The sequence below is a fragment of the Cellulosimicrobium cellulans genome (genome assembly GCF_006539945.1).
GTDB classification, from domain to species: Bacteria; Actinomycetota; Actinomycetes; order Actinomycetales; family Cellulomonadaceae; genus Cellulosimicrobium; species Cellulosimicrobium cellulans.
In genome coordinates, this window is the sequence record NZ_BJNZ01000009.1 from 43351 (window position 1) to 68562 (window position 25212).

The 25212-nt window shown below is 73.3% G+C and carries 25 protein-coding genes and 1 tRNA gene; 24 read left to right on the forward strand and 2 right to left on the reverse strand.

Annotation, left to right across the window (positions count from 1 at the left end; translation table 11 throughout):
- Window positions 1-33 precede the first annotated feature (33 nt).
- Entirely contained in the window at window positions 34-843 is an 810-nt protein-coding gene (locus CCE02nite_RS08970; protein WP_237843414.1) for a M15 family metallopeptidase, read from the forward strand.
- 52 nt (window positions 844-895) lie between these two features.
- The gene (locus CCE02nite_RS08975; RefSeq protein ID WP_141389309.1) at window positions 896-1459 is read left to right on the forward strand and encodes a hypothetical protein; all 564 of its coding nucleotides are present in this window, start codon (window positions 896-898) and stop codon (window positions 1457-1459) included.
- 68 nt (window positions 1460-1527) lie between these two features.
- Here the strand turns inward: CCE02nite_RS08975 and CCE02nite_RS08980 are convergent, their stop codons facing one another.
- On the reverse strand, window positions 1528-2160 hold the full coding sequence (locus CCE02nite_RS08980; RefSeq protein WP_141389310.1) for a CYTH domain-containing protein: 633 nt from the start codon (window positions 2158-2160) through the stop codon (window positions 1528-1530).
- A gap of 97 nt (window positions 2161-2257) precedes the next feature.
- Window positions 2258-2330 (reverse strand) — tRNA-Arg (locus CCE02nite_RS08985).
- A 150-nt stretch (window positions 2331-2480) separates the two neighbouring features.
- On the opposite strand from CCE02nite_RS08985, the gene argS reads away from it, so the two are divergent.
- The 22 genes from argS to nucS all read left to right on the forward strand — a co-directional run bounded on the left by argS (window position 2481) and on the right by nucS (window position 25112).
- Complete coding sequence (gene argS / locus CCE02nite_RS08990; RefSeq protein WP_141389311.1) at window positions 2481-4166, forward strand: arginine--tRNA ligase; 1686 nt, start codon at window positions 2481-2483, stop codon at window positions 4164-4166.
- The gene (gene lysA, locus CCE02nite_RS08995) at window positions 4163-5551 is read left to right on the forward strand and encodes a diaminopimelate decarboxylase (protein ID WP_141389312.1); all 1389 of its coding nucleotides are present in this window, start codon (window positions 4163-4165) and stop codon (window positions 5549-5551) included. The genes argS and lysA overlap by 4 nt, the downstream gene beginning before the upstream one ends.
- A 163-nt stretch (window positions 5552-5714) precedes the next feature.
- Complete coding sequence (locus tag CCE02nite_RS09000) at window positions 5715-7055, forward strand: homoserine dehydrogenase (protein WP_141389313.1); 1341 nt, start codon at window positions 5715-5717, stop codon at window positions 7053-7055.
- Complete coding sequence (gene thrC, locus CCE02nite_RS09005) at window positions 7055-8158, forward strand: threonine synthase (RefSeq protein ID WP_141389314.1); 1104 nt, start codon at window positions 7055-7057, stop codon at window positions 8156-8158. Before CCE02nite_RS09000 ends, thrC begins: the two co-directional genes overlap by 1 nt.
- Window positions 8158-9084, forward strand: a complete 927-nt coding sequence (thrB, locus tag CCE02nite_RS09010) for a homoserine kinase (RefSeq protein ID WP_141389315.1) — start codon at window positions 8158-8160, stop codon at window positions 9082-9084. The genes thrC and thrB overlap by 1 nt, the downstream gene beginning before the upstream one ends.
- A 258-nt stretch (window positions 9085-9342) precedes the next feature.
- Window positions 9343-11481 carry a transcription termination factor Rho gene (gene rho, locus CCE02nite_RS09015; RefSeq protein WP_141389316.1) on the forward strand — a complete coding sequence of 713 codons (2139 nt, stop codon included), beginning with the start codon at window positions 9343-9345 and terminating at the stop codon, window positions 11479-11481.
- Window positions 11482-11647: 166 nt separating this feature from the next.
- On the forward strand, window positions 11648-11866 hold the full coding sequence (gene rpmE / locus CCE02nite_RS09020; RefSeq protein ID WP_047232891.1) for a 50S ribosomal protein L31: 219 nt from the start codon (window positions 11648-11650) through the stop codon (window positions 11864-11866).
- 163 nt (window positions 11867-12029) lie between these two features.
- Entirely contained in the window at window positions 12030-13133 is a 1104-nt protein-coding gene (gene prfA, locus CCE02nite_RS09025) for a peptide chain release factor 1 (protein ID WP_141389317.1), read from the forward strand.
- Entirely contained in the window at window positions 13126-14115 is a 990-nt protein-coding gene (gene prmC / locus CCE02nite_RS09030) for a peptide chain release factor N(5)-glutamine methyltransferase (protein ID WP_141389318.1), read from the forward strand. The genes prfA and prmC overlap by 8 nt, the downstream gene beginning before the upstream one ends.
- Window positions 14112-14852, forward strand: a complete 741-nt coding sequence (locus CCE02nite_RS09035; RefSeq protein WP_141389319.1) for an L-threonylcarbamoyladenylate synthase — start codon at window positions 14112-14114, stop codon at window positions 14850-14852. Before prmC ends, CCE02nite_RS09035 begins: the two co-directional genes overlap by 4 nt.
- Entirely contained in the window at window positions 14849-16078 is a 1230-nt protein-coding gene (locus tag CCE02nite_RS09040; protein WP_141389320.1) for an MraY family glycosyltransferase, read from the forward strand. Before CCE02nite_RS09035 ends, CCE02nite_RS09040 begins: the two co-directional genes overlap by 4 nt.
- The gene (locus tag CCE02nite_RS09045; RefSeq protein WP_255318750.1) at window positions 16075-16557 is read left to right on the forward strand and encodes a Cg1360 family ATP-synthase-associated protein; all 483 of its coding nucleotides are present in this window, start codon (window positions 16075-16077) and stop codon (window positions 16555-16557) included. The genes CCE02nite_RS09040 and CCE02nite_RS09045 overlap by 4 nt, the downstream gene beginning before the upstream one ends.
- Before the next feature lie 229 nt (window positions 16558-16786).
- Window positions 16787-17581, forward strand: coding sequence for a F0F1 ATP synthase subunit A (atpB, locus tag CCE02nite_RS09050; RefSeq protein ID WP_237843401.1), 795 nt, complete (start codon window positions 16787-16789; stop codon window positions 17579-17581).
- Between the two features lie 108 nt (window positions 17582-17689).
- Window positions 17690-17923, forward strand: a complete 234-nt coding sequence (locus tag CCE02nite_RS09055) for an ATP synthase F0 subunit C (RefSeq protein ID WP_141389322.1) — start codon at window positions 17690-17692, stop codon at window positions 17921-17923.
- Window positions 17923-18525, forward strand: a complete 603-nt coding sequence (locus tag CCE02nite_RS09060; protein ID WP_141389391.1) for a F0F1 ATP synthase subunit B — start codon at window positions 17923-17925, stop codon at window positions 18523-18525. Before CCE02nite_RS09055 ends, CCE02nite_RS09060 begins: the two co-directional genes overlap by 1 nt.
- Window positions 18525-19340: a F0F1 ATP synthase subunit delta gene (locus CCE02nite_RS09065; protein ID WP_141389323.1), complete on the forward strand. Its 816-nt coding sequence runs from the start codon at window positions 18525-18527 to the stop codon at window positions 19338-19340. Before CCE02nite_RS09060 ends, CCE02nite_RS09065 begins: the two co-directional genes overlap by 1 nt.
- A gap of 109 nt (window positions 19341-19449) precedes the next feature.
- Complete coding sequence (atpA, locus tag CCE02nite_RS09070; protein ID WP_141389324.1) at window positions 19450-21081, forward strand: F0F1 ATP synthase subunit alpha; 1632 nt, start codon at window positions 19450-19452, stop codon at window positions 21079-21081.
- 2 nt (window positions 21082-21083) lie between these two features.
- Window positions 21084-21980, forward strand: a complete 897-nt coding sequence (locus CCE02nite_RS09075; RefSeq protein WP_047232901.1) for a F0F1 ATP synthase subunit gamma — start codon at window positions 21084-21086, stop codon at window positions 21978-21980.
- A 91-nt stretch (window positions 21981-22071) separates the two neighbouring features.
- Window positions 22072-23553 (forward strand): F0F1 ATP synthase subunit beta, encoded by a 1482-nt coding sequence (gene atpD, locus CCE02nite_RS09080; protein ID WP_141389325.1) that lies wholly within the window; start codon window positions 22072-22074, stop codon window positions 23551-23553.
- Window positions 23554-23655: 102 nt separating this feature from the next.
- Window positions 23656-23922: a F0F1 ATP synthase subunit epsilon gene (locus tag CCE02nite_RS09085; RefSeq protein ID WP_047232903.1), complete on the forward strand. Its 267-nt coding sequence runs from the start codon at window positions 23656-23658 to the stop codon at window positions 23920-23922.
- 13 nt (window positions 23923-23935) lie between these two features.
- Window positions 23936-24352, forward strand: a complete 417-nt coding sequence (locus CCE02nite_RS09090) for a DUF2550 domain-containing protein (RefSeq protein ID WP_141389326.1) — start codon at window positions 23936-23938, stop codon at window positions 24350-24352.
- Between the two features lie 64 nt (window positions 24353-24416).
- Window positions 24417-25112, forward strand: a complete 696-nt coding sequence (gene nucS / locus CCE02nite_RS09095) for an endonuclease NucS (RefSeq protein WP_141389327.1) — start codon at window positions 24417-24419, stop codon at window positions 25110-25112.
- Window positions 25113-25212 lie beyond the last annotated feature (100 nt).

Consider the following 25212-nt stretch of genomic DNA (forward strand, 5'->3'; position numbering starts at 1 on the left):
GAGCCACCCCGAAGGGTGAGAGGCAGGTGGCGGGTGGAGTCGCAGCAGACCGGCGCACCCGCCCTCGAGTCCCGACGGGCACGGCGCGAGGCCGAGCAGGGCTCCCGTCGTCGTCGCCCCCAGGCGCAGGTCTCCAGCCAGCACCGCTGGATGCCGCGCATCGCCGTCCTCGGGACGCTCGCCGCCGCGACGATCGCGATGCCCCTCTCCGCCGGCGCGGACGACGGGCTCGGCACGGGATCGCCCTTCGAACCCGACACGCGCCCGCTCGGCCCCAGCGCGCTCGACCTCGCGACCGCCGGGTCGACGGCCCCCGCGGTCTCCCAGAGCGTCGCGGCCGCGCCCCGCGTCGAGGTGCGGCGCGAGGCCGCCTCCCGGTCCGCCGCGCGCGACCCGCTCCCCGGCTGCGACCCCACGGTCCGCCCCGCGGGAACCAACGGGAAGCTCGACGAGCACGCGCTGTGCGAGCTCTGGCAGGCCGGCGAGCACCTGCGTCCCGACGCGGCCGTCTCGCTCTCGGCCATGAACGAGGCCTTCCGGGCGACGTTCGGCCGCGACCTGTGCCTCGTCTCGTCGTACCGCACGCTCTCGACGCAGGTCTCGCTCAAGTCCTCCCGCGGCGCGTTCGCCGCACCTCCCGGCTGGTCCATGCACGGGTGGGGCCTCGCGATCGACCTCTGCTCGGTCGAGACCGGCTCGCGCGAGGTCTACGCGTGGATCAACCAGAACGGCGCCACCTACGGCTGGGCCAACCCCGCCTGGGCCAAGCGCGGCGGCAGCGGCGCCTACGAGCCGTGGCACTTCGAGTTCGTCCAGGGCGTCGAGGAGATCCAGAGCTCCTGACGCACGGCCCGTCGCCCTCCGCCGCGGCCCTCGCCGCCGTATCGTCGGAACCGTGGCCGACCTGCTCCTCGCCGCGGTGGTCCTGCGCCGTCCCGAGCACGCGCTCGCCGCGCAGGTGCTGAGCCTCGCGCTCTCCGGCCTCGTCCGGGTGGAGCCGACGGCGCCCGGGTCGCCCCCGGCGCTCGTCCTCCTTGACCCCGAGCCCGCCTCCGCGCGCGACCGCGCCGCCCTCCTCGCGGTGTTCGGCGACGACGCCGAGCGGGGAGCGCGCGTGGTGCTCGACCCCGCCGACGACCGCCTGCGTGCCCGGGTGCGCGCGGCCGCGCGCGACGTCGTGCGGGGCGCGCGCCGCGACGGCTACCTCGAGCCCGGACGGGCGCGCCGCCTCACGGAGAAGGGCGATGCCGTGCGGGCCGAGCTCGTGGCGCTGGAGGACGCGGTCGAGCGGGAGGTCGCGGACGCCCGCGCGCACGACCACGCACGCGAGCACGTCTCGTCCGGCGCGCTCCCGTGGGCCGTGCTGTTCGGGCACGAGCCCGGGTGGGTGCCGGTCGACCGCCGGACGGTCCGGTTCGACGTCGCCGCCGTCTGCGCGGCGGCCGACTCGGTGCGCTGACCGCATTCGTACCCCGCTCCCGAGGCACGACCACGCGCCCGGGGCGGTGGCCGTGGACGGCAGCGGGCCTACGGGCCGGAGAGCCGTTCGTTGTGCCCGAAGTCCTGGAGGAACCGCGGCCCCGACGCAGCGAGCTCGGCCTCGAACTCCTCGCGCCACGAGCCGTAGGGCCGGTTCGCCAGCGCGTCGTTGGAGAAGCGCGGGTCGTCGGTGAGCTCGGTGACGCAGAAGGCGGGGATCTGCAGGTCCGTGACCGGTCCGGTCCGCTCGCACTCCGCGACGACGAGCGGGTGGTTCGCCCCGCCGAACACGTCGACGACCCAGCCGTCCGCGCCGACCCACACCGAGTACCGCGTCTTGACGACGCGCGCACCGCCGCGCCGGATCATCTGCACGCCCACCGCGACGTCGACCTCGCGCTCCGCCTCGTACCGCGTGCCACCTGCCATGGGCCCCTTCACGGTGAGCGTGCACAGATCGACGGCGGGCGCGAACCGGTCGAGCAGGCGCACGGGGTCCGTCTCCGCGTCCATCGTCGCGTCGACCGTCGGCACCTTGGCGCGCAGCCGCAGCGCGTAGCCCTCGTCCGCCAGGTAGTAGCTCTGCACGATGAGCGCCGGTGCGTCGCGCAGGTCCTCGGGCAGGTCGCGCACGAAGAACCGGCGCTCGAACTCGAAGTCCCCGTAGCCGCCGTCGGTCATGGCCCCACCGTAGCGGGACGACGGGAGGCGGACGGGCCCGGGGACGAGGCGAGCCCGGCCGCCGGAGGCGGGCCGGGCTCGTCGGAGCGGAGCAGGGTGCCCTCGATAGGATTCGAACCTACGACCTTCTGCTCCGGAGGCAGACGCTCTATCCACTGAGCTACGAGGGCGAGCGCCGACGGTGTCCGCCGACGCGATGCACGAGACTACCAGCACGTCCGGGGTGCGTGGGTCCGACGTCGTCCCGGCGCTCCGGGCACCCCGCAGCCGTGCGCGAAATGCCGCGACGGAGGGTGCGCGCACCTCGGTAGAATCGCCCGGTGACCCCCGACGAGCTCTCCGAAGCGCTGAGCGCTGCCCTGGCCGCCGCCGTCGCCGACGGCACCCTCGCCCTGGACCCCACCGCGGTCCCCGAGCGCGTCCACGTGGAGCGACCCCGCCAGCGCGAGCACGGCGACTGGGCCACGAACGTCGCGCTCCAGCTCGCCAAGAAGGCGGGCACGACGCCGCGGGCCCTCGCCGAGGACCTCGCGACGCGGCTCGCGGCGACCCCGGGCGTCAAGGCCGTGGACGTCGCCGGCCCGGGCTTCCTCAACATCACGCTCGACGCGGCCGCGGCGGGCGAGCTCGCGCGCACGATCGTCGAGGCCGGTCCGGCGTACGGGCGCGGCGGCTCCGAGGCGGGCACGAAGGTCAACCTCGAGTTCGTCTCCGCGAACCCGACCGGGCCCATCCACATCGGCGGCGTCCGCTGGGCCGCCGTCGGCGACTCGCTCGCGCGCGTGCTCGAGGCGAGCGGCGCCGACGTGACGCGCGAGTACTACTTCAACGACCACGGCGCGCAGATCGACCGCTTCGCGCGCTCGCTCCTCGCGCGCGCCCGCGGCCTGGAGGCGCCCGAGGACGGGTACGGCGGCGAGTACATCAGCGAGATCGCGGACGCGGTCATCGCGGACGCGGTCGCCGCCGGCGACCCCGACCCGCGCACGCTCCCGGACGCCGAGGCGCAGGAGGTTTTCCGGGCGCGCGGCGTCGAGCGCATGTTCGGCGAGATCAAGGCGTCGCTGCACGACTTCGGCGTCGACTTCGACGTGTACTTCCACGAGGACTCCCTGCACGAGTCGGGTGCCGTGGAGCGTGCCGTCGAGCGCCTGCGCGAGTCGGGCCACATGTTCGAGCAGGACGGCGCGACGTGGCTGCGCACGACCGACTTCGGCGACGACAAGGACCGCGTCGTCATCAAGTCGGACGGCGACGCCGCGTACATCGCGGGCGACATCGCGTACTACCTCGACAAGCGCGAGCGCGGCTTCGACGAGGTCATCATCATGCTCGGCGCCGACCACCACGGGTACGTGGGCCGCATGATGGCGGTGTGCGCCGCGTTCGGCGACACCCCGGGGAAGAACCTCCAGCTCCTCATCGGGCAGATGGTCAACCTCGTCAAGGACGGGCACCCCGTGCGCATGTCGAAGCGCGCCGGGACCGTCGTGACGCTCGAGGACCTCGTGGACGCCGTCGGCGTCGACGCCGCGCGCTACTCGCTCGCGCGCTCGTCGGCGGACCAGAACATCGACCTCGACCTCGACCTGCTCGCGCGGGCGACGAACGAGAACCCCGTCTACTACGTGCAGTACGCGCACTCGCGCACGGCCGCGGTGGACCGCAACGCGGCCGACCGCGGCGTCGCGCGCGCCGACGGGTTCGAGCCCGCGCTGCTCGACCACCCGAGCGAGGCCGCGCTCATCGGGCGTCTGACCGAGTTCCCGCGCATCGTGGCCCAGGCCGCGGAGCTGCGCGAGCCGCACCGCGTCGCGCGCTACCTCGAGGCGCTCGCGGGCGACTACCACACCTGGTACCAGCAGAAGTCCCAGCGCGTCCTGCCCTACCCGGACGAGGAGGTCACGGACACGCACCGCACGCGCCTGTGGCTCAACGACGCGGTGCGCCAGGTCCTCGCCAACGGCCTCGGCCTGCTCGGCGTCTCCGCGCCGGAGCGCATGTGAGCACGGGCCTGCCGGGGCACCCCGGCGAGCCGTGGTCGCGGGGTGTGCGGCGCCGGGAGGACGGCGCCGTCGAGGTCGCGGGCGTCGGCGTCCGCGACCTCGCGGCCGAGCACGGGACGCCCGCGTACGTGCTCGACGAGGCGGACTTCCGCGCGCGCGCCCGGGCGTACCGGACGGCGTTCGAGACGGCGTTCCGCGCCGTCGGGTCGGACGTCGACGTGTACTACGCGGGCAAGGCGCTGCTCACGGTGGCGGTCGCGCGCTGGGCGCGCGAGGAGGGCCTGCGCGTCGACACCGCGAGCGGGGGAGAGCTCGCCGTCGCGCTGCGCGCCGGCGTCCCCGGTCCCGAGATCGGCCTGCACGGCAACAACAAGTCCGACGCCGAGATCGGGCGCGCGCTCGACGAGGGCGTCGGCCGGATCATCGTCGACTCGCTCGTCGAGGTCGAGAGGGTCGCGCGCCTCGCGGGGGAGCGAGGCGTCGTCGCGCCCGTCATGGTGCGCGTCACGACGGGCGTCCACGCGGGCGGGCACGAGTACATCTCGACCGCGCACGAGGACCAGAAGTTCGGCCTGTCGGTCGCCGCGCCGCGCGCGGCGGACGGCACCCGGACCGACGACTCCACGGCCCTGACCGCGCTGCTCGACGTGGTCGCACGCCCCGAGCTGCACCTGCTGGGGATCCACTCCCACATCGGGTCGCAGATCCTCGACCCGTCGGGGTTCGAGGTCGCGGCGCGCGCGGTGCTGGAGCTGCGCGCCGAGCTCGCCGCACGGACGGGCGTGCTCGTCGACGAGGTGGACATCGGCGGCGGCTACGGGATCGCGTACCTCCCCGGGGAGGTCGCGCTCGACCCGGAGCGCGTCGCCAAGGACGTCGCGGCCGCGGTCGACGCGGTGGCCGCGGAGCTCGGCACGCCGCTGCCGCGGTTCTCGATCGAGCCCGGCCGGGCGATCGTCGGGCCGGCCGGTCTCACGCTCTACACCGTGGGCACGGTCAAGCCCGTGACGCTCGACGACGGCCGCGTGCGCACGTACGTGTCCGTCGACGGCGGCATGAGCGACAACATCCGCCCCGCGCTCTACGCGGCGCAGTACCACGCGGAGGTCGTCGGCCGGTCGTCGGACGCGGAGCCGCTCCTCGCGCGCGTCGTCGGCAAGCACTGCGAGAGCGGCGACATCGTCGTGCACGAGGTGCAGCTCCCCGGCGACGTGCGCGCGGGGGACCTGCTGGCGGTCCCGGCGACCGGCGCCTACGGCCGCTCGATGGCGTCGAACTACAACCTGCTGACGCGCCCGCCCGTGGTCGCCGTGCGCGACGGCGCGAGCCGCGTGCTCGTGCGCCGCGAGACCGTCGAGGACCTGCTGGCACTCGACGAGGGCTGACCGTGCGTCGCGCCCGGGAGGGCCGGCATCCGACCCGTGGGCACGCCCGGGGCGGTCGCACGGGGCGCCGTATCCTGTGCCTGCGGCTCCCGAGCCACCCGGGCACGACCCGGCCCGCGGGCACGGCGCCGCACCCGTCCTGACCACCCGAGGAAGGTCCGTCGTGCCCCCTGCCGCCGAGTCCCACCCGCCCCTGCGCGTCGCCCTGCTGGGGTGCGGCGTCGTCGGCACCCAGGTCGCGCGGCTCCTGACCGAGCAGGCCGACGACCTCGCCTCGCGCGTGGGCGCCCGCCTCGAGCTCGTCGGGATCGCGGTGCGGGACACGGCCGCCCCGCGTGACGCCACGGTCGACCGGTCGCTGCTCACCGACGACGCCGAGGGCCTCGTCGCGCGCGCGGACATCGTCGTCGAGGTCATGGGCGGCACCGAGCCCGCACGGTCGCTCCTGCTGCGCGCGATCGACGCCGGCGCCGCCGTCGTCACCGCGAACAAGGCCCTGCTCGCCGAGGACGGGCCCACGCTCTACAAGGCCGCCGACGCGGCCGGCGTCGACATCTACTTCGAGGCCGCCGTCGCGGGCGCGATCCCCATCGTGCGCCCGGTGCGCGAGTCGCTCGCAGGCGACCGCGTGCGCCGCGTGCTCGGCATCGTCAACGGGACGACCAACTACGTCCTCGACCAGATGGCCACCACGGGCATGGACCTCGAGGATGCCGTGAAGGAGGCGCAGGACCTCGGCTACGCGGAGGCGGACCCGACGGCCGACGTCGAGGGGTACGACGCCGCGGCCAAGGCGGCGATCCTCGCGAGCCTCGCGTTCCACACGCGCGTGTCGCTCGACGACGTCGCGCGCGAGGGCATCATGTCCGTCACGGCCGACGACGTCGCGTGGGCCGCGCAGACCGGCCATGTCATCAAGCTCCTCGCCATCGCGGAGCTGCGCGACGCCACCCCGGTCGGGGCGCCCGCCGGCGTCTCCGTGCGCGTGCACCCGGCGCTCGTGCCCACGTCGCACCCCCTCGCCAACGTCCGCGGGTCGTTCAACGCGGTGTTCGTCGAGGCGGAGTCCGCGGGCGAGCTCATGTTCTACGGGCGTGGCGCGGGCGGCGCCCCGACGGCGTCGGCCGTCCTGGGCGACGTCGTCTCGGCGGCTCGGCACCGCGTGCTCGGGGGCAAGGGTCCGCAGGAGTCCACCTACGCGGAGCTCGCCATCCTCCCCGCGAGCGCGGCGGTGACCCGCTACCAGGTGCGCCTCGACGTCGACGACCGCCCGGGCGTCCTCGCCCAGGTCGCGCACGCCCTCGCCGAGCACGGCGTCTCCATCGAGGCGGTCCGTCAGCCGACGGCGCCGGGCGTCTCCGACGTCGCCGAGCCCGGGGTCGCCGAGCTCCTCATCACCACGCACGCGGCGCCGGAGTCGGCGCTGTCGGCGACCGTCGCTGCGGTCGCCGAGCTCGAGCCCGTCCGCACGATCACGTCCGTCCTGAGAGTCGAGGGAGCCTGATGGCCCACCAGTGGAGAGGGATCATCTCCGAGTACCGCGACCGTCTGCCGGCGCACGTCGCCGAGCGGATCGTCACGCTCGGTGAGGGCGGCACGCCGCTCGTCGAGGCACCGGCGCTCTCCGCGCGCACGGGCGCGCAGGTGTTCGTCAAGGTCGAGGGCATGAACCCCACGGGCTCGTTCAAGGACCGCGGCATGACGGCGGCGATCTCCGCCGCCGCGGGGCGCGGCGCCCAGGCGGTCGTGTGCGCCTCGACGGGCAACACGTCGGCGTCGGCCGCGGCGTACGCGGTGCGGGCGGGCATGACGTGCGCGGTCCTCGTCCCGGACGGCAAGATCGCGATGGGCAAGCTCAGCCAGGCGATCGCGCACGGCGCGCGCCTGCTCCAGGTCGACGGGAACTTCGACGACTGCCTCGTCGCGGCGCGCAAGCTCGCCGACTCCTACCCGGTCGAGCTCGTCAACTCCGTGAACCCCGACCGCATCGAGGGACAGAAGACCGGCGCGTTCGAGATCGTCGACGCGCTGGGGGACGCGCCCGACATCCACGCGCTGCCCGTCGGCAACGCGGGGAACATCACGGCGTACTGGAAGGGCTTCCGGGAGTACGCCGGCCAGGGCGCCCCGGGCCACGCGGGGGAGGGCCTGCCGGCCGTCGCGACGCACGTGCCGCGGATGTGGGGCTTCCAGGCCGCGGGCGCCGCACCGATCGTCGCGGGCCACCCGATCACCGAGCCGGAGACGATCGCGACCGCGATCCGCATCGGCAACCCCGCGTCGTGGGGGCTCGCCGAGTCGGCGCGCGACGACTCGGGCGGCGTCATCGAGGCCGTCACGGACGAGCAGATCCTCGCGGCGCACCGGGTCCTGTCGAGCGAGGTCGGCGTGTTCGTCGAGCCCGCGTCGGCGGCCGGCGTCGCCGGGATCCTGTCGCGCGCCGAGCGCGGGCTCGTGCCCGCGGGCGCGCGCATCGTCGTCACGGTCACGGGCCACGGGCTCAAGGACCCGCAGTGGGCGCTGCGCACGCTCGACGGCAGCGAGGTCACGCCGACGCGCGTGAGCGCCGACGTCGTGTCCATCGCCGACGCTCTCGGGCTCGACTGATGCAGCTCGGCGCGGACCACGTGCGGGTGCGCGTCCCGGCGACGAGCGCCAACCTCGGCCCCGGCTTCGACGCGCTGGGCCTGGCGCTCGCGCTCCACGACGTGCTCGAGGTGCGTGCGCTCGCGAGCGACGACGTGGTCGTCGACGTCGAGGGCGAGGGCGCCGGCGAGGTGCCGGCGGACGAGACGCACCTCGTGGTGCGGGCGCTGCGGGCCGCGCTCGACGTGGCCGGCGCGCCGCAGACCGGGTTGCACCTGACCTGCGTCAACCGCGTCCCGCACGGGCGAGGCCTGGGCTCCTCGGCGGCCGCCGTCGTCGCGGGCATCGTGGCGGCGCGAGCGCTCGTCGCCGACCCGTCGGCCCTCGACGACGACGTGGCGCTCGGCCTCGCGACCGCCATCGAGGGGCACCCGGACAACGCGGCGCCCGCGCTCCTGGGCGGCGCCACCGTCGCGTGGGACGCGGGCGAGGGCGCCGGGCCCCGCGCCGCGCGGCTGGACGTGCACCCCGACGTGCGGGCCACCGTGCTCGTGCCCTCGGCCCGGCTCGCGACGAGCCGGGCGCGAGGGGTGCTCCCGACGCACGTGCCGCACGCCGACGCCGCCTTCAACGCGGGGCGCGCGGCCCTCCTCGTCGAGGCGCTCACCCGGCGGCCCGACCTGCTGCTCGACGCGACGGACGACCGCCTGCACCAGGCCTACCGGGCCGACGTCATGCCGTCGTCGTTCGAGCTCGTCCAGGCGCTCCGGGGCCGCGGTCTCGCCGCGACCGTCTCGGGGGCGGGACCGACCGTGCTGGTGCTCTCGACGTCGGACGGGCTGGAGGAGGTCGCCCGCGTCGCGGACTCCCTCGTCGGGGGGGCCGCCGACTGGGCGGTGCACCGCCTCGACGTCGACACGCGTGGCGTCGTGGGCGAACGGCTCTGACCTCGGGCGCGCCGGTGCTAGGATGATCCCTAGCCTTCGGTCACGCTCTCGCACCAGTACATCCGCACGCGGAGCGCGCTCTCGCCCACCGGGTGTGCCGCGACCGAGCCGAGAGAAGGCAATCCAGCCCCGCGTCAGATGACGTCGTCGTACCACTGACGCGTGGCGACACCTGCGCACCGGCCGTCACGGCCGGGCGTCGACCACCCGCGGCCCGCCCTCTGAGCGGCGGGCGCAAACGAGGGGGAAGGGTCCTTCGTGACAGACACCATCGACACCGCCACGAGCAGCGCGACCGGTTCGGCCGCTGCCGGCGGGAACGCCCGGACCGGCGCGCTCTCCACGCTGCGCCTTCCGGAGCTGCAGGCTCTCGCCTCGCAGCTCGGGGTCAAGGGCACGTCCAAGATGCGCAAGGGCGATCTTGTGGACGTCATCCGCGCACGCACCGGCGAGCAGGGCGCGCCCGAGCGTCCCGCCACGCCGCGGCGCGACACGGACGGGGCGAACGCCGCGGGCCGTGAGACGAGCGAGGCGCCGGCCGCCTCCGGGCGCGGCCGCAGCCGTCGCGCCGAGCGTCCCGCCGCGAGCCCGGCGGGCACCACCGACACCGCGACGACGGCGCGTCAGGACGCGCCCTCGGCCGCGAGCCGCGAGGAGCGCACCGCCGCTCCCGTGCTCGACCTGCCCGTGCGCGCCGACGAGCAGCGCACGGAACAGCGGGGGGAGCGTCGCGACGGCCGTCGCGACTCCCGCTCGGAGGCCGCCGCCGCGGTCGCCGAGGCGCTCGGCGAGCAGGGCGTGCGCGCGCGCGACACCTCGAACGAGTCCGCCGACGAGCGCGCCGCGCGCGCGGCGGCGGCGGTCGGCCTCGTCACGGGCGAGCGGGGCTCGCGCCGTGCGGGCCGCGGTGCCGGCGCCCCCCGGACCGGCGAGGGTGACGGTGACGCGACGCGCGCAGACCGTCAGCGTGACCAGCAGGGCGGCGACCGCCAGCGCGACCAGCAGGGCGGTCAGCAGCGCGAGCAGCAGAGCGGCGGCCAGCAGGCCCGCGGCGAGCGTCAGGCGGACCGGCGGGACGACCGCCAGCTGCTGGACGACGAGCGCGGCGGCCGTCGGCGCCGGGGTCGTGACCGCGGCCGCGAGCGCGACCGCAAGCGTGGCCGCAACCGCCAGGGACCGGACGTCGCGGGCCTCGACGACATCGAGGTCAACGAGGACGACGTGCTGCTCCCCGTCGCGGGCATCCTCGACATCCTCGACAACTACGCGTTCGTGCGCACCAGCGGGTACCTGCCGGGCCAGAACGACGTCTACGTCTCGCTCGGCCAGGTGAAGAAGGCCGGCCTGCGCCGCGGCGACGCGGTCACGGGCGCCGTGCGCCAGCCGCGCGAGGGCGAGAACCAGGGCAACACGGCGCGCCAGAAGTTCAACGCGCTCGTGCGCCTGGACACCGTCAACGGCATGTCGCCCGACGAGGCGCGCCAGCGTCCCGAGTTCACCAAGCTCACGCCGCTGTACCCGCAGGACCGTCTGCGCCTGGAGAACACCGAGGCGACGCGCCTGACGCCGCGCGTGATCGACATCGTCGCGCCGATCGGCAAGGGCCAGCGCGGCCTCATCGTCGCGCCGCCCAAGGCCGGCAAGACGATCATCATGCAGCAGATCGCCAACGCGATCACGGCCAACAACCCCGAGGTCCACCTCATGGTGGTGCTCGTGGACGAGCGGCCCGAAGAGGTCACGGACATGGAGCGGACGGTGAAGGGCGAGGTCATCGCCTCGACGTTCGACCGCCCCGCGTCCGACCACACGATCGTCGCCGAGCTCGCGATCGAGCGCGCGAAGCGCCTGGTCGAGCTCGGCCAGGACGTCGTCGTGCTCCTCGACTCGCTCACCCGCCTGTCGCGCGCGTACAACCTCGCGGCGCCGGCCTCGGGTCGCATCCTGTCCGGTGGTGTGGACGCGTCCGCGCTCTACCCGCCCAAGCGGTTCTTCGGCGCGGCCCGCAACATCGAGAACGGCGGCTCGCTGACGATCCTCGCCTCGGCGCTGGTGGAGACGGGCTCGAAGATGGACGAGGTCATCTTCGAGGAGTTCAAGGGCACGGGGAACATGGAGCTCCGCCTGTCGCGCAACCTCGCGGACAAGCGCATCTTCCCGGCCGTGGACGTCAACGCGTCCGGCACGCGCCGCGAGGAGATCCTCCTGTCGCAGGACGAGCTGAAGATCGTCTACAAGCTCCGTCGTGTCATGGGCGCCCTCGACCAGCAGCAGGCGATCGAGCTGCTGCTCGGCCAGCTCAAGAAGACGCAGACCAACGTCGAGTTCCTGCTCCACGTCCAGAAGACCACGCCGGGCGGTCTTGCGGACGACGACAACGTCGGCCGCACGATCTGACGGTCGTCCGGCAGGAGCCGACGGCGGGCGACCCCGGGAAGTTCTCGGGGCGCCCGCGCGTTCTGGCACAATGGTTCGTCGGCCTGCGATCGTCAGGCCGCCTGTCGCCGGTTCACAGGTGCGGTCGCCGCACCTGACCCGGAGACGTCACCCCAAGGAGAAAACCGTGAAGTCTGGTATCCACCCCGAGTACGTCGTCACCGAGGTGACCTGCACCTGTGGGAACACCTTCGTGACGCGCAGCACCGAGGCGTCGGGCAAGATCAGCTCCGACGTGTGCAGCGCCTGCCACCCGTTCTACACGGGCAAGCAGAAGATCCTCGACACCGGTGGCCGCGTGGCCCGCTTCCAGGCGCGCTACGGCAAGAAGGACGCCGGCAAGTAGCCGCTCCGCAGCGCCGGTGGTCCGAGCCCGACAACCTCTCCAGGGGCAGTCGGCGAGCTCGGACCACCGGCGCTGTTGCTTTGCCCGAGCGATCCACCGATCCTCGCGCGGTCGCCGCCCCGGCGCGCCGGCCGCGACCCAGCCCGCCACCGAGGAGCAGTCCGTGACCGAGTCGTTCGCCGCCGTCGAGCCGCTGCTGGCCGAGCACGCCGACATCGAGGGCCAGCTCGCCGACCCCACCGTCCACGCGGACGCCGGTCGTGCGCGCACGCTGGGGCGGCGATACGCCGAGCTCAACCAGGTGGTCGGCGCGTACCGCGCGTGGCGCGAGGCGAGCGACGACGCCGAGGCCGCCGCCGAGCTCGCGGCCCTCGGGGGCGAGGACGGCGACGCGTTCGCCGCGGAGCTCCCGGACCTGCGCGCCGCGGAGGAGGAGGCGCGCGAGCGCCTGCGCCGCGTGCTCGTGCCCCGTGACCCTGACGACGGGCGCGACGTCATCCTCGAGATCAAGGCGGGCGAGGGCGGCGAGGAGTCCGCCCTGTTCGCGGGCGACCTGCTGCGGATGTACCTGCGGTACGCGGAGCGTCGGGGCTGGAGGACCGAGGTCCTCGAGTCCACCGAGTCCGACCTCGGCGGCTACAAGGACGTCCAGGTCGCGGTCAAGGCGCGCAGCACGCCGAGCGACCCTGCCGACGGCGTCTGGGCGAACCTCAAGTACGAGGGCGGCGTGCACCGCGTCCAGCGCGTGCCCGTGACCGAGTCGCAGGGCCGGATCCACACCTCCGCGGCCGGCGTGCTCGTGTTCCCCGAGGTCGAGGACGCGGGCGAGGTCGAGATCGACCCGAACGACCTGCGCATCGACGTGTACCGCTCGTCCGGCCCCGGCGGGCAGTCCGTCAACACGACCGACTCCGCGGTGCGCATCACGCACCTGCCCACGGGGATCGTCGTGTCGATGCAGAACGAGAAGTCGCAGCTCCAGAACCGCGAGCAGGCGATGCGCGTGCTGCGGGCGCGGCTGCTCGCCGCCCAGCAAGAGGCCGCCGCCGCGGAGGCTGCCGACCTGCGTCGCTCGCAGGTCCGCACGGTCGACCGCTCCGAGCGCATCCGGACGTACAACTTCCCGGAGAACCGCATCGCGGACCACCGCACCGGGTACAAGGCCTACAACCTCGACCAGGTGCTCGACGGCGACCTCGACCCGGTCGTGCGCTCGGCGGTCGAGGCCGACGAGGCGGCCCGCCTCGCGAGCGCCGGCGATGCCTGAGCCGGTCGCCCCCAACCTGCCGTCGGACGCCCGCACCTCCGCCTGGCTGGGCTGGGCGACGGCCGTCCTCGACGCCGCGGGGGTGCCCTCGGCACGTGCGGACGCCGAGCTCCTGCTCGCCCACGTGCTCGCGGTGCCCCGGAGCGACGTGGCGCGTCGCGCGGTCCTCGGCACGCCCGTCCCGGACGACGTCGCGCCCGCCCTCGCGGAGCTCGTCGCCCGGCGCGCGCAGCGCGTGCCGCTCCAGCACCTCGTGGGCACCGCGCCGTTCCGGCACCTCGAGCTGGCCGTCGGACCGGGCGTCTTCGTCCCGCGGCCCGAGACCGAGCAGGTCGCGCAGGTCGCCGTCGACGCGGCGCGCGCGGTCGTGGCCGGGGCGGGGCGCGCCACCGTGGTCGACCTGTGCACCGGTTCGGGGGCGATCGCGCTCGCCGTCGCGACGGAGGTCGCCGGGACCGACGTGCACGCGGTCGAGCTCGACGCCGCCGCCCACGCCTGGGCCGAGCGGAACGTGACGGCCGTGCGCGAGGCGAGCGGCGTCGTCGTGCACCTGGTGCGGGGCGACGCCCGCACGGCGCTCGCCGGGCCCGCCGCCGACGGCGGTCTCGACGGCACGGTCGACGTCGTCGTGTCCAACCCGCCGTACGTGCCTCCCGGTGCCGTCCCGCGCGATCCCGAGGTGGCCGACCACGACCCCGGCGTGGCGCTCTACGGCCTCGGGCCCGACGGTCTCGAGGTGCCGCGGGGGATCACGGCCGCGGCCGCGCGGCTCCTTCGCCCCGGCGGTCTCTACGTCATGGAGCACGCCGAGGTCCAGGCCGCGGCCGCGCGCCGCATGGTCGCGGCGACCGGCGCGTTCGTCGACGTCCGCACCGTCGTCGACCTCACGGGGCGCGACCGCATGGTCGTGGCCCGGCGCTCGGGACCCGAGCACGCCGGTGACCCGGAGCCCGCCCGTGAGCGTGGAAGGATGGACCCGTGAGCTCCGTCCACCCCGTGATCGACCCGAACACCTGGGGCGCCGGCATCGACGAGGCGGTCAACGCGATCTCCCGCGGTGGCCTCGTCGTGCTGCCCACCGACACCGTCTACGGAATCGGCGCCGACGCCTTCGACGCCGAGGCCGTCGCCGCGCTCCTCGCGGCCAAGGGCCGGGGCCGGCAGATGCCCCCGCCCGTGCTCGTGCCGGACGCGCGCACGCTCGACGGCCTCGCCACCGACGTGCCCGACGACGCGCGCCGCCTCGTCGAGGCCTTCTGGCCCGGCGGCTTCACGATCATCCTGCGTGCCCAGCCCTCGCTCGCGTGGGACCTGGGGGAGACGCACGGGACCGTCGCCCTACGCATGCCCGACCACGCGGCCGCGCTCGCGCTCCTGCGCCGCACCGGGCCGCTCGCGGTGTCGTCGGCGAACGCGACCGGTCGTCCCGCGGCCCTCGACGTCGACGACGCGCAGGCGCAGCTCGGCGACGCCGTGACGGTCTACCTCGACGGCGGCACGGCGCCCGGCGGGGTGGCGTCGACCATCGTCGACGCGACGTCCGACACGCTGCGCGTCGTGCGCCAGGGAGCGGTCACGCTCGACCGGCTCCGCGAGGTCGCGGACGTCGCGGGCCCGGACGACCCGCCCGCCGACGCCCCCTCCGACGCGCCCACCGCCGCGCCTTCCGACGCTCCCACCACCGACGACGCCGGGGAGCCGGAGGCGAACGGCGGGTGAGGGTCTACCTGCTCGTGATGCTCGTCGCCGCCGTGGTGACGTTCCTCGCGACGCCCTTCGCGCGCTGGGTCGCGCTGCGCACCGGCGCGATCACCGCGGTGCGCGACCGCGACGTCCACACGATCCCGACCCCCCGGCTCGGCGGGCTCGCCATGCTGCTGGGCCTCGTGGTGGCGGTGGTCTTCGCGTCGCAGATGCCGTTCCTCGAGAGCGTGTTCGTCAGCGAGGTCGCGGGCCGGCTCGTGGCGGACTCGCGTGCGTGGGGGATCGTCGGCGCGGCCGCGATCGTCTGCGTGCTCGGGATCGCCGACGACATCTGGGACCTCGACTGGATGACGAAGCTCGCGGGCCAGGTGCTCGCCGCGGGCTTCATGGCGGTCCAGGGGGTCGTGCTCTTCACGCTCCCCCTCGGGATCGGCGACCAGCAGCTCATCTGGTCCTCGCGACTCCAGCTCGCCGCCACGATCCTCGTGGTCGTCGTCGCGATGAACGCCGTGAACTTCGTCGACGGTCTCGACGGCCTCGCGGCCGGGCTGGTCGCGATCGGCGGCGCCGCGTTCTTCGTCTACTCCTACGTGCTCACGCAGAGGGCGAGCGCCGACGACTACTCGAGCCTCGCGACGCTCGTGATCGCGGCGCTGGTCGGCATCTGCGTCGGCTTCCTGCCCCACAACTTCCATCCCGCCCGCATCTTCATGGGGGACTCGGGATCGATGGTGCTCGGGCTCGTGTTCTCGGCCGCGGCGATCGTCGTGACGGGGAACATCGACCCGCAGACCCTGTCGACGGGCGCGCAGCTCCCGGCGTTCCTCCCGATCCTCCTGCCGCTCGCGGTCATCCTCCTGCCGCTGCTCGACATGGGGATGGCGGTCGCCCGCCGGACGCTCTCGGGCAAGTCGCCCTTCCACCCCGACCGGCTGCACCTGCACCACCGCATGCTCGCGCTGGGGCACTCGCACCGCCGTGCGGTCCTCATCCTGTACCTGTGGACGGCGGTGTTCGCGTTCGGGGCCGTGGCCGTGGTGCAGTGGCCCGCCCGGGTCGTCGCCGTGGGGCTCGCGATCGCCGTGGTGCTCGCGGCGCTGCTCACGATCGGCCCTCTCCGCACGCGCGGACGCTTCCTCGACGACGACGTCGCGGCCGCCTCCGTCCGTCCCCCGACCTCACCCACGCCCGTCCCGACGACCTCCGCCCCGAACACACCGCCGAAGGAAGCCCTCAGATGACGACGAGCCAGCCCGAGCCCGCCCAGCCGGACGGCGGGCAGCCTGCCGAGCAGACGATCGGCCCGCACGGGCAGGCCGTGCGCACGGTCTTCCGGACCGCGCTGCGGGACGTGCTCGTCCTGCTCGGCGGGCTCACGGTCCTCGGCGTCGCGATCGGTGCGCTCGTCGCCGGACTGCCGGGCGTGTGGGGTGCCCTCCTCGGGGTGGGCGTGGCGCTGCTCTTCTCGGCCACCACGGTCTGGGCGATGCTGCGCACGGTGGACGCCAGCCCGACGACGACCGCGGCGGTCGTCATGGGGAGCTGGCTCGCGAAGATGGTCGTGCTCATCGTGATCCTCATGGTCCTGCGCGGCATGGACTTCTACGACCGCTGGGTCTTCGCGGGGGTCCTGCTCGTCGGCGTCATCGGCTCCGCGGTGCTCGACTACCGGGCGGTGAGCAGGGGGCGCATCCCCTACGTCGAGCCCGACGCCCGCTGACCGACCACGCCTCTACCAGGCGGGCGGCGTCCGGGCCAGGGACCAGTTGCCCGGAGCGCATGAGCAAAATGTCACAAGCGCCGCCAGATCGGCGTGAGCACGCCGATCCATACGTTAGGCTACTGGCGAATCCATGACGGCCAGGTCCGACGGCGTGCCCACCATCGAGTGACGGCTGCCCGGACCACACGACCATTGGGAGTCCACCCTGTCCACGCTTGCGACCCCCGTGCTCCTCGCTGCTTCCGAGAGCGAAGGTGGCTTCCACGCGCCGTCGATCGCCGACTTCTTCCCGCCGGCCATCCTCTTCGAGGGCACGATCTTCCAGATCGACCGCATCTGGATCATCCGGATCGTCGCCACCGTCGTCCTCCTGACGATCTTCGTCATCGGGGCCCGTCGGGCGCGACTCGTTCCCGGACGCCTCCAGAACGCGCTCGAGATGCTCATCGACTTCGTGCGCGTCCAGATCGTCGAGGAGATCATGGGGAAGGAGACCGCCCGGCGGTTCGTCCCCATGATCGCCACGATCTTCTTCGCCGTGCTGGCCTTCAACATCACGAGCGTGATCCCGTTCCTCAACCTGGCCGGGACCTCGCGCATCGGGCTCCCGATCGTGCTCGCGCTCTGGGTCTTCGCGACCTACTGGGCGGTCGGCATCAAGAAGCACGGCCTCGGCGGCTACCTGAAGAACAATCTCTTCCCGCCTGGTATCCCGTGGCCCATCTACCTCATCGTGACGCCGATCGAGCTGCTGCAGATCCTCATCATCCGGCCGGCCTCCCTGGCCATCCGACTCGCGGCCAACATGATCGCCGGTCACATCATGCTCGTCCTGTGCTTCGCCGCGACGCAGTACTTCGTCTTCGAGGCAGTGCCCGCGATGAAGGCCTTCGGCGCGCTCACCCTCGTCGGCGGCTTCGCGATCACGCTCTTCGAGATCCTGGTCGCCTTCCTGCAGGCCTACATCTTCGCCCTCCTCGCGGCGGTCTACATCAACATGTCGCTCGAGGAGGAGCACTGACCTCCGGGTCGTGCACCGACTCCGCTCCACCAGACACACCCATCAAGCGCTTTACCAACGCGACGCCCGGTCATCCGGTCGGGCGCCCAACGGAAGGAACGAGCAATCGTGGACGTCACCACTCTCGCTGAGGTCACCGGCAACATCGGCACCGTCGGTTACGGCCTCGCCGCGATCGGCCCGGGCATCGGCCTCGGCATTCTCATCGGCAAGACCATCGAGGGCATCGCCCGCCAGCCCGAGGTCGCCGGCCAGCTTCGCGCCACCATGTTCATCGGTGTCGCGTTCGTCGAGGTGCTCGCGCTGCTCGGTCTCGTCGCCGGCTTCCTCTTCACGGCGTGATGTCGGCGCTGGCGACCGCCGCGCTGAACGTCGCGGCGGAGACGGGCGAGGAGCCGCAGGGCATCGACCTGTTCCTCCCCGCCGGGTACGACATCCTCTGGTCGTCCGTCATCATGATCGTCATCGCGATCGTCTTCTACAAGGCGATCCTGCCGAAGTTCCAGGCGATCCTCGACGAGCGCACCGCGAAGATCGAGGGCGGTCTCGCCAAGGCGGAGTCCGCACAGGCCGAGGCTGCCGCGGCGCTGGCGGAGTACCACCAGCAGCTCCAGGAGGCGCGCACCGAGGCGGCCAGGATCCGTGAGGACGCACGCGCCGAGGGCTCGGCCATCGTCGCTGACCTGCGGGTCAAGGCGTCGGACGACGCCGCGCGCATCGTCGAGACGGCGCACCGCCAGATCGAGGCCGAGCGCCAGCAGGCCGCGGTCTCGCTGCGCAACGACGTCGGTCTGCTCGCGACGGAGCTCGCCTCGAAGATCGTGGGCGAGTCGCTCACCGACTCGGCGCGCCAGAGCCGCGTCGTCGACCGCTTCCTCGACGAGCTCGAGGCCGCGGGTCCCGCGGCGGCGAGCGCGGCGGGCACGGCCTCCGAGGAGCGCTGATGCGCGGAACGAGCGGCGAGTCCCTGACGCAGGCGCGGGACCGGTTCGAGCCGGTCCTGCGCTCGGCGGGCGAGGGCGCGCTCGCGCTGGGCGAGCAGCTCTTCGCGGTCACCGCGGCGTTCGACGGGTCGGCGCCGCTGCGGCGCTCGCTCGCGGACCCGTCGCGGTCCGGCGCGGACAAGGCGGCCCTCGTGTCCGCCGTCCTCGCGTCGGGCTTCGACGAGCGGGTCGTGGACCTCGTGTCCGGCCTGGTCCGGTCCCGCTGGACCCGCGAGGGTGACCTCGCGGACGCGACCGAGCGCCTGGGCCTGGACGCGGTCCTCGCGTCGGCCGAGGCCCGCGGCGCGCTGGAGAAGGTCGAGGACGAGCTGTTCCGGACCTCGCGCGCGCTCGTCGGGCAGCGCGAGGCGCGGCAGGTCCTCTCCGACGACACGACCGACCCCGGGCGTCGCGCCGCGTTCGTGCACGCGCTGCTCGACGGCAAGGTCGACCGCGTCACCGAGGTGCTCGCGGTCCACGCGACGCGTGCGCTGCGCGGTCGCCGGTTCGTCCCGACGCTGGGGTGGATCGGGGAGATCGCGGCCGAGCGTCGCCAGCGCCTCGTCGCCTCGGTCACGTCGGCCGCGGTGCTCACGCAGGCGCAGCTCGACCGTCTCGCGGGGCTGCTCGAGCGGGCCTACGGGCGCGCCGTGCAGCTCAACGTCACCGTGGACCCCACGGTGCTCGGCGGGCTGCGCGTCCAGGTGGGCGCCGACGTCGTGGACTCCACCGTGCTCTCCCGGCTCGCCGACGCCCGCCGTCGCCTCGTGAGCTGACGAGCCGACCCTTCCGACCGACGACCGTCCTGCCGGCCACCGGCCGCACAACCGACAAACGTTCGACCGCACCCGAACCACGAGGTGCGGCCACGACAGGAGAAGAGCAATGGCTGAGCTGACGATCCGGCCGGAGGAGATCCGGGCCGCTCTGGACAGCTTCGTGAAGTCCTACGAGCCCGAGGGCGCCGTGTCCGAGGAGGTGGGCCGGGTCACCCTGGCCGCCGACGGCATCGCCCAGGTCGAGGGTCTGCCGGGCGCGATGGCCAACGAGCTGCTGCGCTTCGAGGACGGGACCCTGGGTCTCGCCCTCACCCTCGACGTCCGTGAGATCGGTGTCGTCGTCCTCGGCGAGTTCACCGGCATCGAGGAGGGCCAGGAGGTCCGCCGGACCGGCGAGGTCCTCTCGGTCCCCGTCGGCGACGGGTACCTCGGTCGCGTCGTCGACCCGCTGGGCAACCCGATCGACGGCCTCGGCGAGGTCGCGACGGAGGGCCGCCGCGCCCTCGAGCTCCAGGCGCCCGGCGTCATGGACCGCAAGTCGGTCCACGAGCCGCTCCAGACCGGCCTCAAGGCGATCGACTCGATGATCCCGATCGGCCGCGGCCAGCGCCAGCTGATCATCGGTGACCGCCAGACGGGCAAGACGGCGATCGCGATCGACACGATCATCAACCAGAAGGCCAACTGGGAGTCGGGCGACCCCGAGAAGCAGGTCCGCTGCATCTACGTCGCCATCGGCCAGAAGGGCTCCACGATCGCGTCGGTCCGCGGCGCGCTCGAGGATGCCGGCGCGCTCGAGTACACGACGATCGTCGCGGCTCCCGCGTCCGACCCGGCGGGCTTCAAGTACCTCGCCCCGTACACGGGCTCGGCCATCGGCCAGCACTGGATGTACGGCGGCAAGCACGTCCTCATCGTGTTCGACGACCTGTCGAAGCAGGCCGAGGCCTACCGTGCCGTGTCGCTCCTGCTGCGCCGCCCGCCGGGCCGCGAGGCGTACCCCGGTGACGTCTTCTACCTGCACTCCCGCCTGCTCGAGCGTTGCGCGAAGCTCTCGGACGAGCTCGGCGCCGGCTCGATGACGGGCCTGCCGGTCATCGAGACCAAGGGGAACGACGTCTCGGCGTACATCCCGACGAACGTCATCTCCATCACCGACGGCCAGATCTTCCTCCAGTCGGACCTGTTCAACGCCGACCAGCGCCCGGCCGTCGACGTCGGCATCTCGGTGTCCCGCGTCGGTGGTGCCGCGCAGGTCAAGGCGATGAAGCAGGTCTCCGGCACGCTGAAGCTCGAGCTCGCGCAGTTCCGGGCGCTCGAGGCGTTCGCGATGTTCGCGTCCGACCTCGACGCGGCGTCGCGCGGCCAGCTGAAGCGCGGTGCGGCCCTCATGGAGCTGCTCAAGCAGGGCCAGTACTCGCCGTACCCCGTCGAGGACCAGGTCGCGTCGATCTGGGCCGGCACCAAGGGCAAGATCGACGACGTCCCGGTCGAGGACGTGCGTCGCTTCGAGTCCGAGCTGCTCGACCACCTGCGCCGCAACACGGACGTCCTGTCGACGATCGCGGAGACCGGCAAGCTGTCGGACGAGACCGAGGCCCAGCTCTCCTCCGCGGTCGACGCGTTCCGCTCCGGCTTCCTCACGGGTGACGGCACGCCGCTCGTCGGTGGGGACACCGAGGACGAGGCCGAGACGGAGATCGAGCAGGAGCAGATCGTCCGGCAGAAGAGGGCCTGACGATGGCCGGATCCCAGCGCGTCTACAAGCAGCGGATCAAGTCGACGCAGTCGCTCAAGAAGATGTTCCGCGCGCAGGAGCTCATCGCCGCGTCGCGGATCGGCAAGGCGCGCGACCGCACGGCCGCCGCGTCGCCGTACGCCCGGGCGATCACCCGGGCCGTGTCGGCCGTCGCGACGCACACGTCGACGAAGCACCCGCTGACGAGCGAGCGCACGGACACCAACCGCGTCGCGGTGCTCGTCGTGGCCTCCGACCGCGGCATGGCCGGCGCCTACTCGGCGTCGATCATCCGCGAGACCGAGCGCCTCGTCGAGCGCCTCGTGGCCGAGGGCAAGGAGGTCGCGCTCTACGGGGCCGGTCGCCGTGCCATCTCGTACTACACGTTCCGCGGGCGCGAGCTCGCCGGGTCGTGGTCGTACGGGTCGGACGCGCCCAACTCCGAGGTCGCGGGCGAGATCGCGGACGCCCTGCTCGGGGCGTTCCTCGCGCCGGCGGCCGAGGGCGGCGTGAGCGAGCTGCACATCGTGTACACGCAGTTCGTCAACATGGTCACGCAGCGCCCGCGCGTCGTGCGGATGCTCCCGCTCGAGGTCGTCGAGGGTGTCGCCCCGGCGGGCAAGCACGACGTGCTGCCGCTGTACGACTTCGAGCCCTCGCCCGAGGCCGTGCTCGACGAGCTGCTCCCGCGCTACGTGCGCAGCCGGATCTTCAGCTGCCTCCTCGAGGCGGCGGCGTCCGAGCTCGCCGCACGTCAGCGCGCGATGCACACGGCGACGGACAACGCGGAGGACCTCATCCGCAACTACACGCGGCTGGCGAACCAGGCGCGTCAGGCGGACATCACCCAGGAGATCAGCGAGATCGTCTCGGGTGCCGACGCCCTGGCGGCGTCATGACGGGCCGCACGGCCCGCGCGGCCAGCACCATCACCGACATCCTGACCGACACCGCCGGGGACCACTCCGGCACTGCGAAGCGAGGCCAGCAATGACCGCCACCACCGTGGAAGCACAGGTCGAGCACTCCAGCGGTCCCGGCGTGGGCCGGGTCGCTCGTGTGATCGGCCCCGTCGTGGACATCGAGTTCCCGGCGGACGCGATCCCCGACATCTACAACGCGCTGACCGTCGAGATCGACCTCTCGTCGCAGGGCGAGGGCGAGAAGTCGTTCACGCTCACGCTCGAGGTCGCCCAGCACCTGGGTGACTCGCTCGTGCGCGCCATCGCCCTCAAGCCGACGGACGGTCTCGTCCGCGGTGCCCAGGTCACCGACACCGGCGCGCCGATCAGCGTCCCCGTCGGCGACGTCACCAAGGGCAAGGTCTTCAACGTCACGGGGGACGTGCTCAACGGCGTTCCGGGCGAGACGGTCGAGGTCACCGAGCGCTGGCCGATCCACCGCAAGCCCCCGGCGTTCGACCAGCTCGAGTCGAAGACCACGATGTTCGAGACGGGCATCAAGGTCATCGACCTCCTCACCCCGTACGTCCAGGGTGGGAAGATCGGCCTCTTCGGTGGTGCGGGCGTCGGCAAGACGGTCCTCATCCAGGAGATGATCCAGCGCGTCGCGCAGGACCACGGTGGCGTGTCCGTGTTCGCCGGTGTCGGCGAGCGCACGCGTGAGGGCAACGACCTCATCGTCGAGATGGAGGAGGCCGGCGTCTTCGACAAGACGGCGCTCGTCTTCGGCCAGATGGACGAGCCCCCGGGCACGCGTCTTCGCGTCGCGCTCTCCGCGCTGACGATGGCGGAGTACTTCCGTGACGTGAAGAAGCAGGACGTCCTCCTGTTCATCGACAACATCTTCCGCTTCACGCAGGCGGGCTCCGAGGTGTCGACGCTGCTCGGCCGCATGCCGTCCGCGGTGGGCTACCAGCCGAACCTCGCGGACGAGATGGGTCTGCTCCAGGAGCGCATCACCTCGACGCGTGGTCACTCGATCACCTCGCTCCAGGCGATCTACGTGCCGGCGGACGACTACACCGACCCGGCGCCGGCGACGACGTTCGCGCACCTCGACGCGACGACCGAGCTCTCCCGTGAGATCGCCTCGCGCGGTCTGTACCCCGCGGTGGACCCGCTCGCGTCGACGAGCCGCATCCTCGACCCGCGCTACGTGGGCCAGGAGCACTACGACGTCGCGACGCGCGTGAAGTCGATCCTGCAGCGCAACAAGGAGCTCCAGGACATCATCGCGATCCTCGGTGTGGACGAGCTCTCGGAGGAGGACAAGACGGTCGTCGCGCGTGCGCGCCGCATCCAGCAGTTCCTCTCCCAGAACACCTACATGGCCGAGAAGTTCACGGGTGTCGTCGGCTCGACGGTGCCGCTGAGCGAGACCATCGAGGCGTTCAAGAAGATCGCGGACGGCGAGTTCGACCACGTCGCCGAGCAGGCGTTCTTCAACATCGGTGGCCTCGAGGACCTCGAGCGCAACTGGGCGCGCATCCAGCAGGAGTACGGCGCCTGATCCGACGCACACGCGGGGCCGGGCCGCTCGGCCCGGCCCCGCGGGCGTCGCACCCGGACCCGGACACCACGCCGGGCATGAACCGCCCATGAAGGAGTTCCCGTGGCACAGCTGAACGTCGACCTCGTGGCGGCGGACCGCAAGATCTGGTCGGGCCGCGCGCAGCGGGTCACGGCCCCTGCGGCGGACGGCGAGATCGGCATCCTCGCGGACCACTCGCCCCTGCTCTCCGTGCTGCGCGAGGGCTCGGTGCGCATCGTGGCCGAGGGTGAGACCCTCGACGTGCGCGTCAGCGGAGGGTTCCTCTCCGTCGACTCCAACCAGGTCACGATCGTCGCGGACTCGGTCGAGTCCGTACCGGCCCGCTGACCCTCGCACGACCATGACGCCCCTGGCCTGGCTCGCGATCGGACTGCTCGTCCTCGTCCTTCTCGCGATCGGGCTGGGGGCGTGGCGTCTGCGCGCCCTGTCCCACCGCGTCGGCTCGTTCGAGTGCGGTGCACGGCGCGCGGGCGCGGCCGGTGCGCCCTGGGTCGCGGGCATCGCGCACTACGGCGTCGGTCGTATCGACTGGTGGCGGCTGTGGTCGGTGTCGATCCGCCCCGCCCGGACGTGGTCCCGCTACGACCTCGTCATCGCGGGCCGCGAGCCGTTCGTCGGCGACGGCCCCGACACCTACCTCGTCCGGTGCCGCTACCACGGCCAGGAGTTCGAGCTCACGATGTCGCGCGCCGCGTACGAGGGGCTCGCCTCCTGGCTGGAGGCCGCGCCGCCCGGTCGGCGCGACGTCGTCGTCTGAGGCGTCGCCCGTGGGCTGACGCCGCGTCCCGGACCGCCCACCACCGACCCGGAGGACCTGCCTCATGCGTCTCGTCGTCGCCCGCTGCTCCGCCCGCTACACCGGCCGTCTCTCGGCCCACCTGCCGCTCGCGACGCGCGTGCTCATCGTCAAGGCCGACGGGAGCGTGCTGCTGCACTCCGACGGCGGCTCGTACAAGCCCCTCAACTGGATGAGCCCTCCGTGCTCGCTCGCGGTCCGTGAGCCGTCCGAGGAGGCCCGCGATCGCGGCGTGACCGAGGTCTGGGCCGTCCAGCACACGAAGAGCGACGACCGCCTGGAGATCGAGCTCCACGAGGTCCAGCACGACAGCTCGCACGAGCTGGGCATCGACCCGGGCCTCGTCAAGGACGGTGTGGAAGCGCACCTCCAGGAGATGCTCGCCGCGCAGATCGAGCTGCTCGGCTCGGGGCACACGCTCGTGCGCCGCGAGTACCCGACCGCGATCGGCCCCGTGGACATCCTCGCCAAGGACGCGAGCGGCGCGACGGTCGCCGTCGAGATCAAGCGCCGGGGCGACATCGACGGTGTCGAGCAGCTCACCCGCTACCTCGAGCTGCTCAACCGCGACCCGCTCCTCGCCCCCGTGCGCGGCGTGTTCGCCGCGCAGGAGATCAAGCCGCAGGCGCGCGTCCTCGCGACGGACCGGGGGATCGGCTGCCTCGTGCTCGACTACGACGCGATGCGCGGCGTCGACGACGTGGACTCCCGTCTCTTCTGAGGAGCCGGTCCTCTGGGTCGGGAGCCGCTCGCCCCGCGAGCAGGCGGTCGTGACCCGTCCTCGCAGCGGGGACGTGCCTCGACCGCCTGCTCGGGCAGCC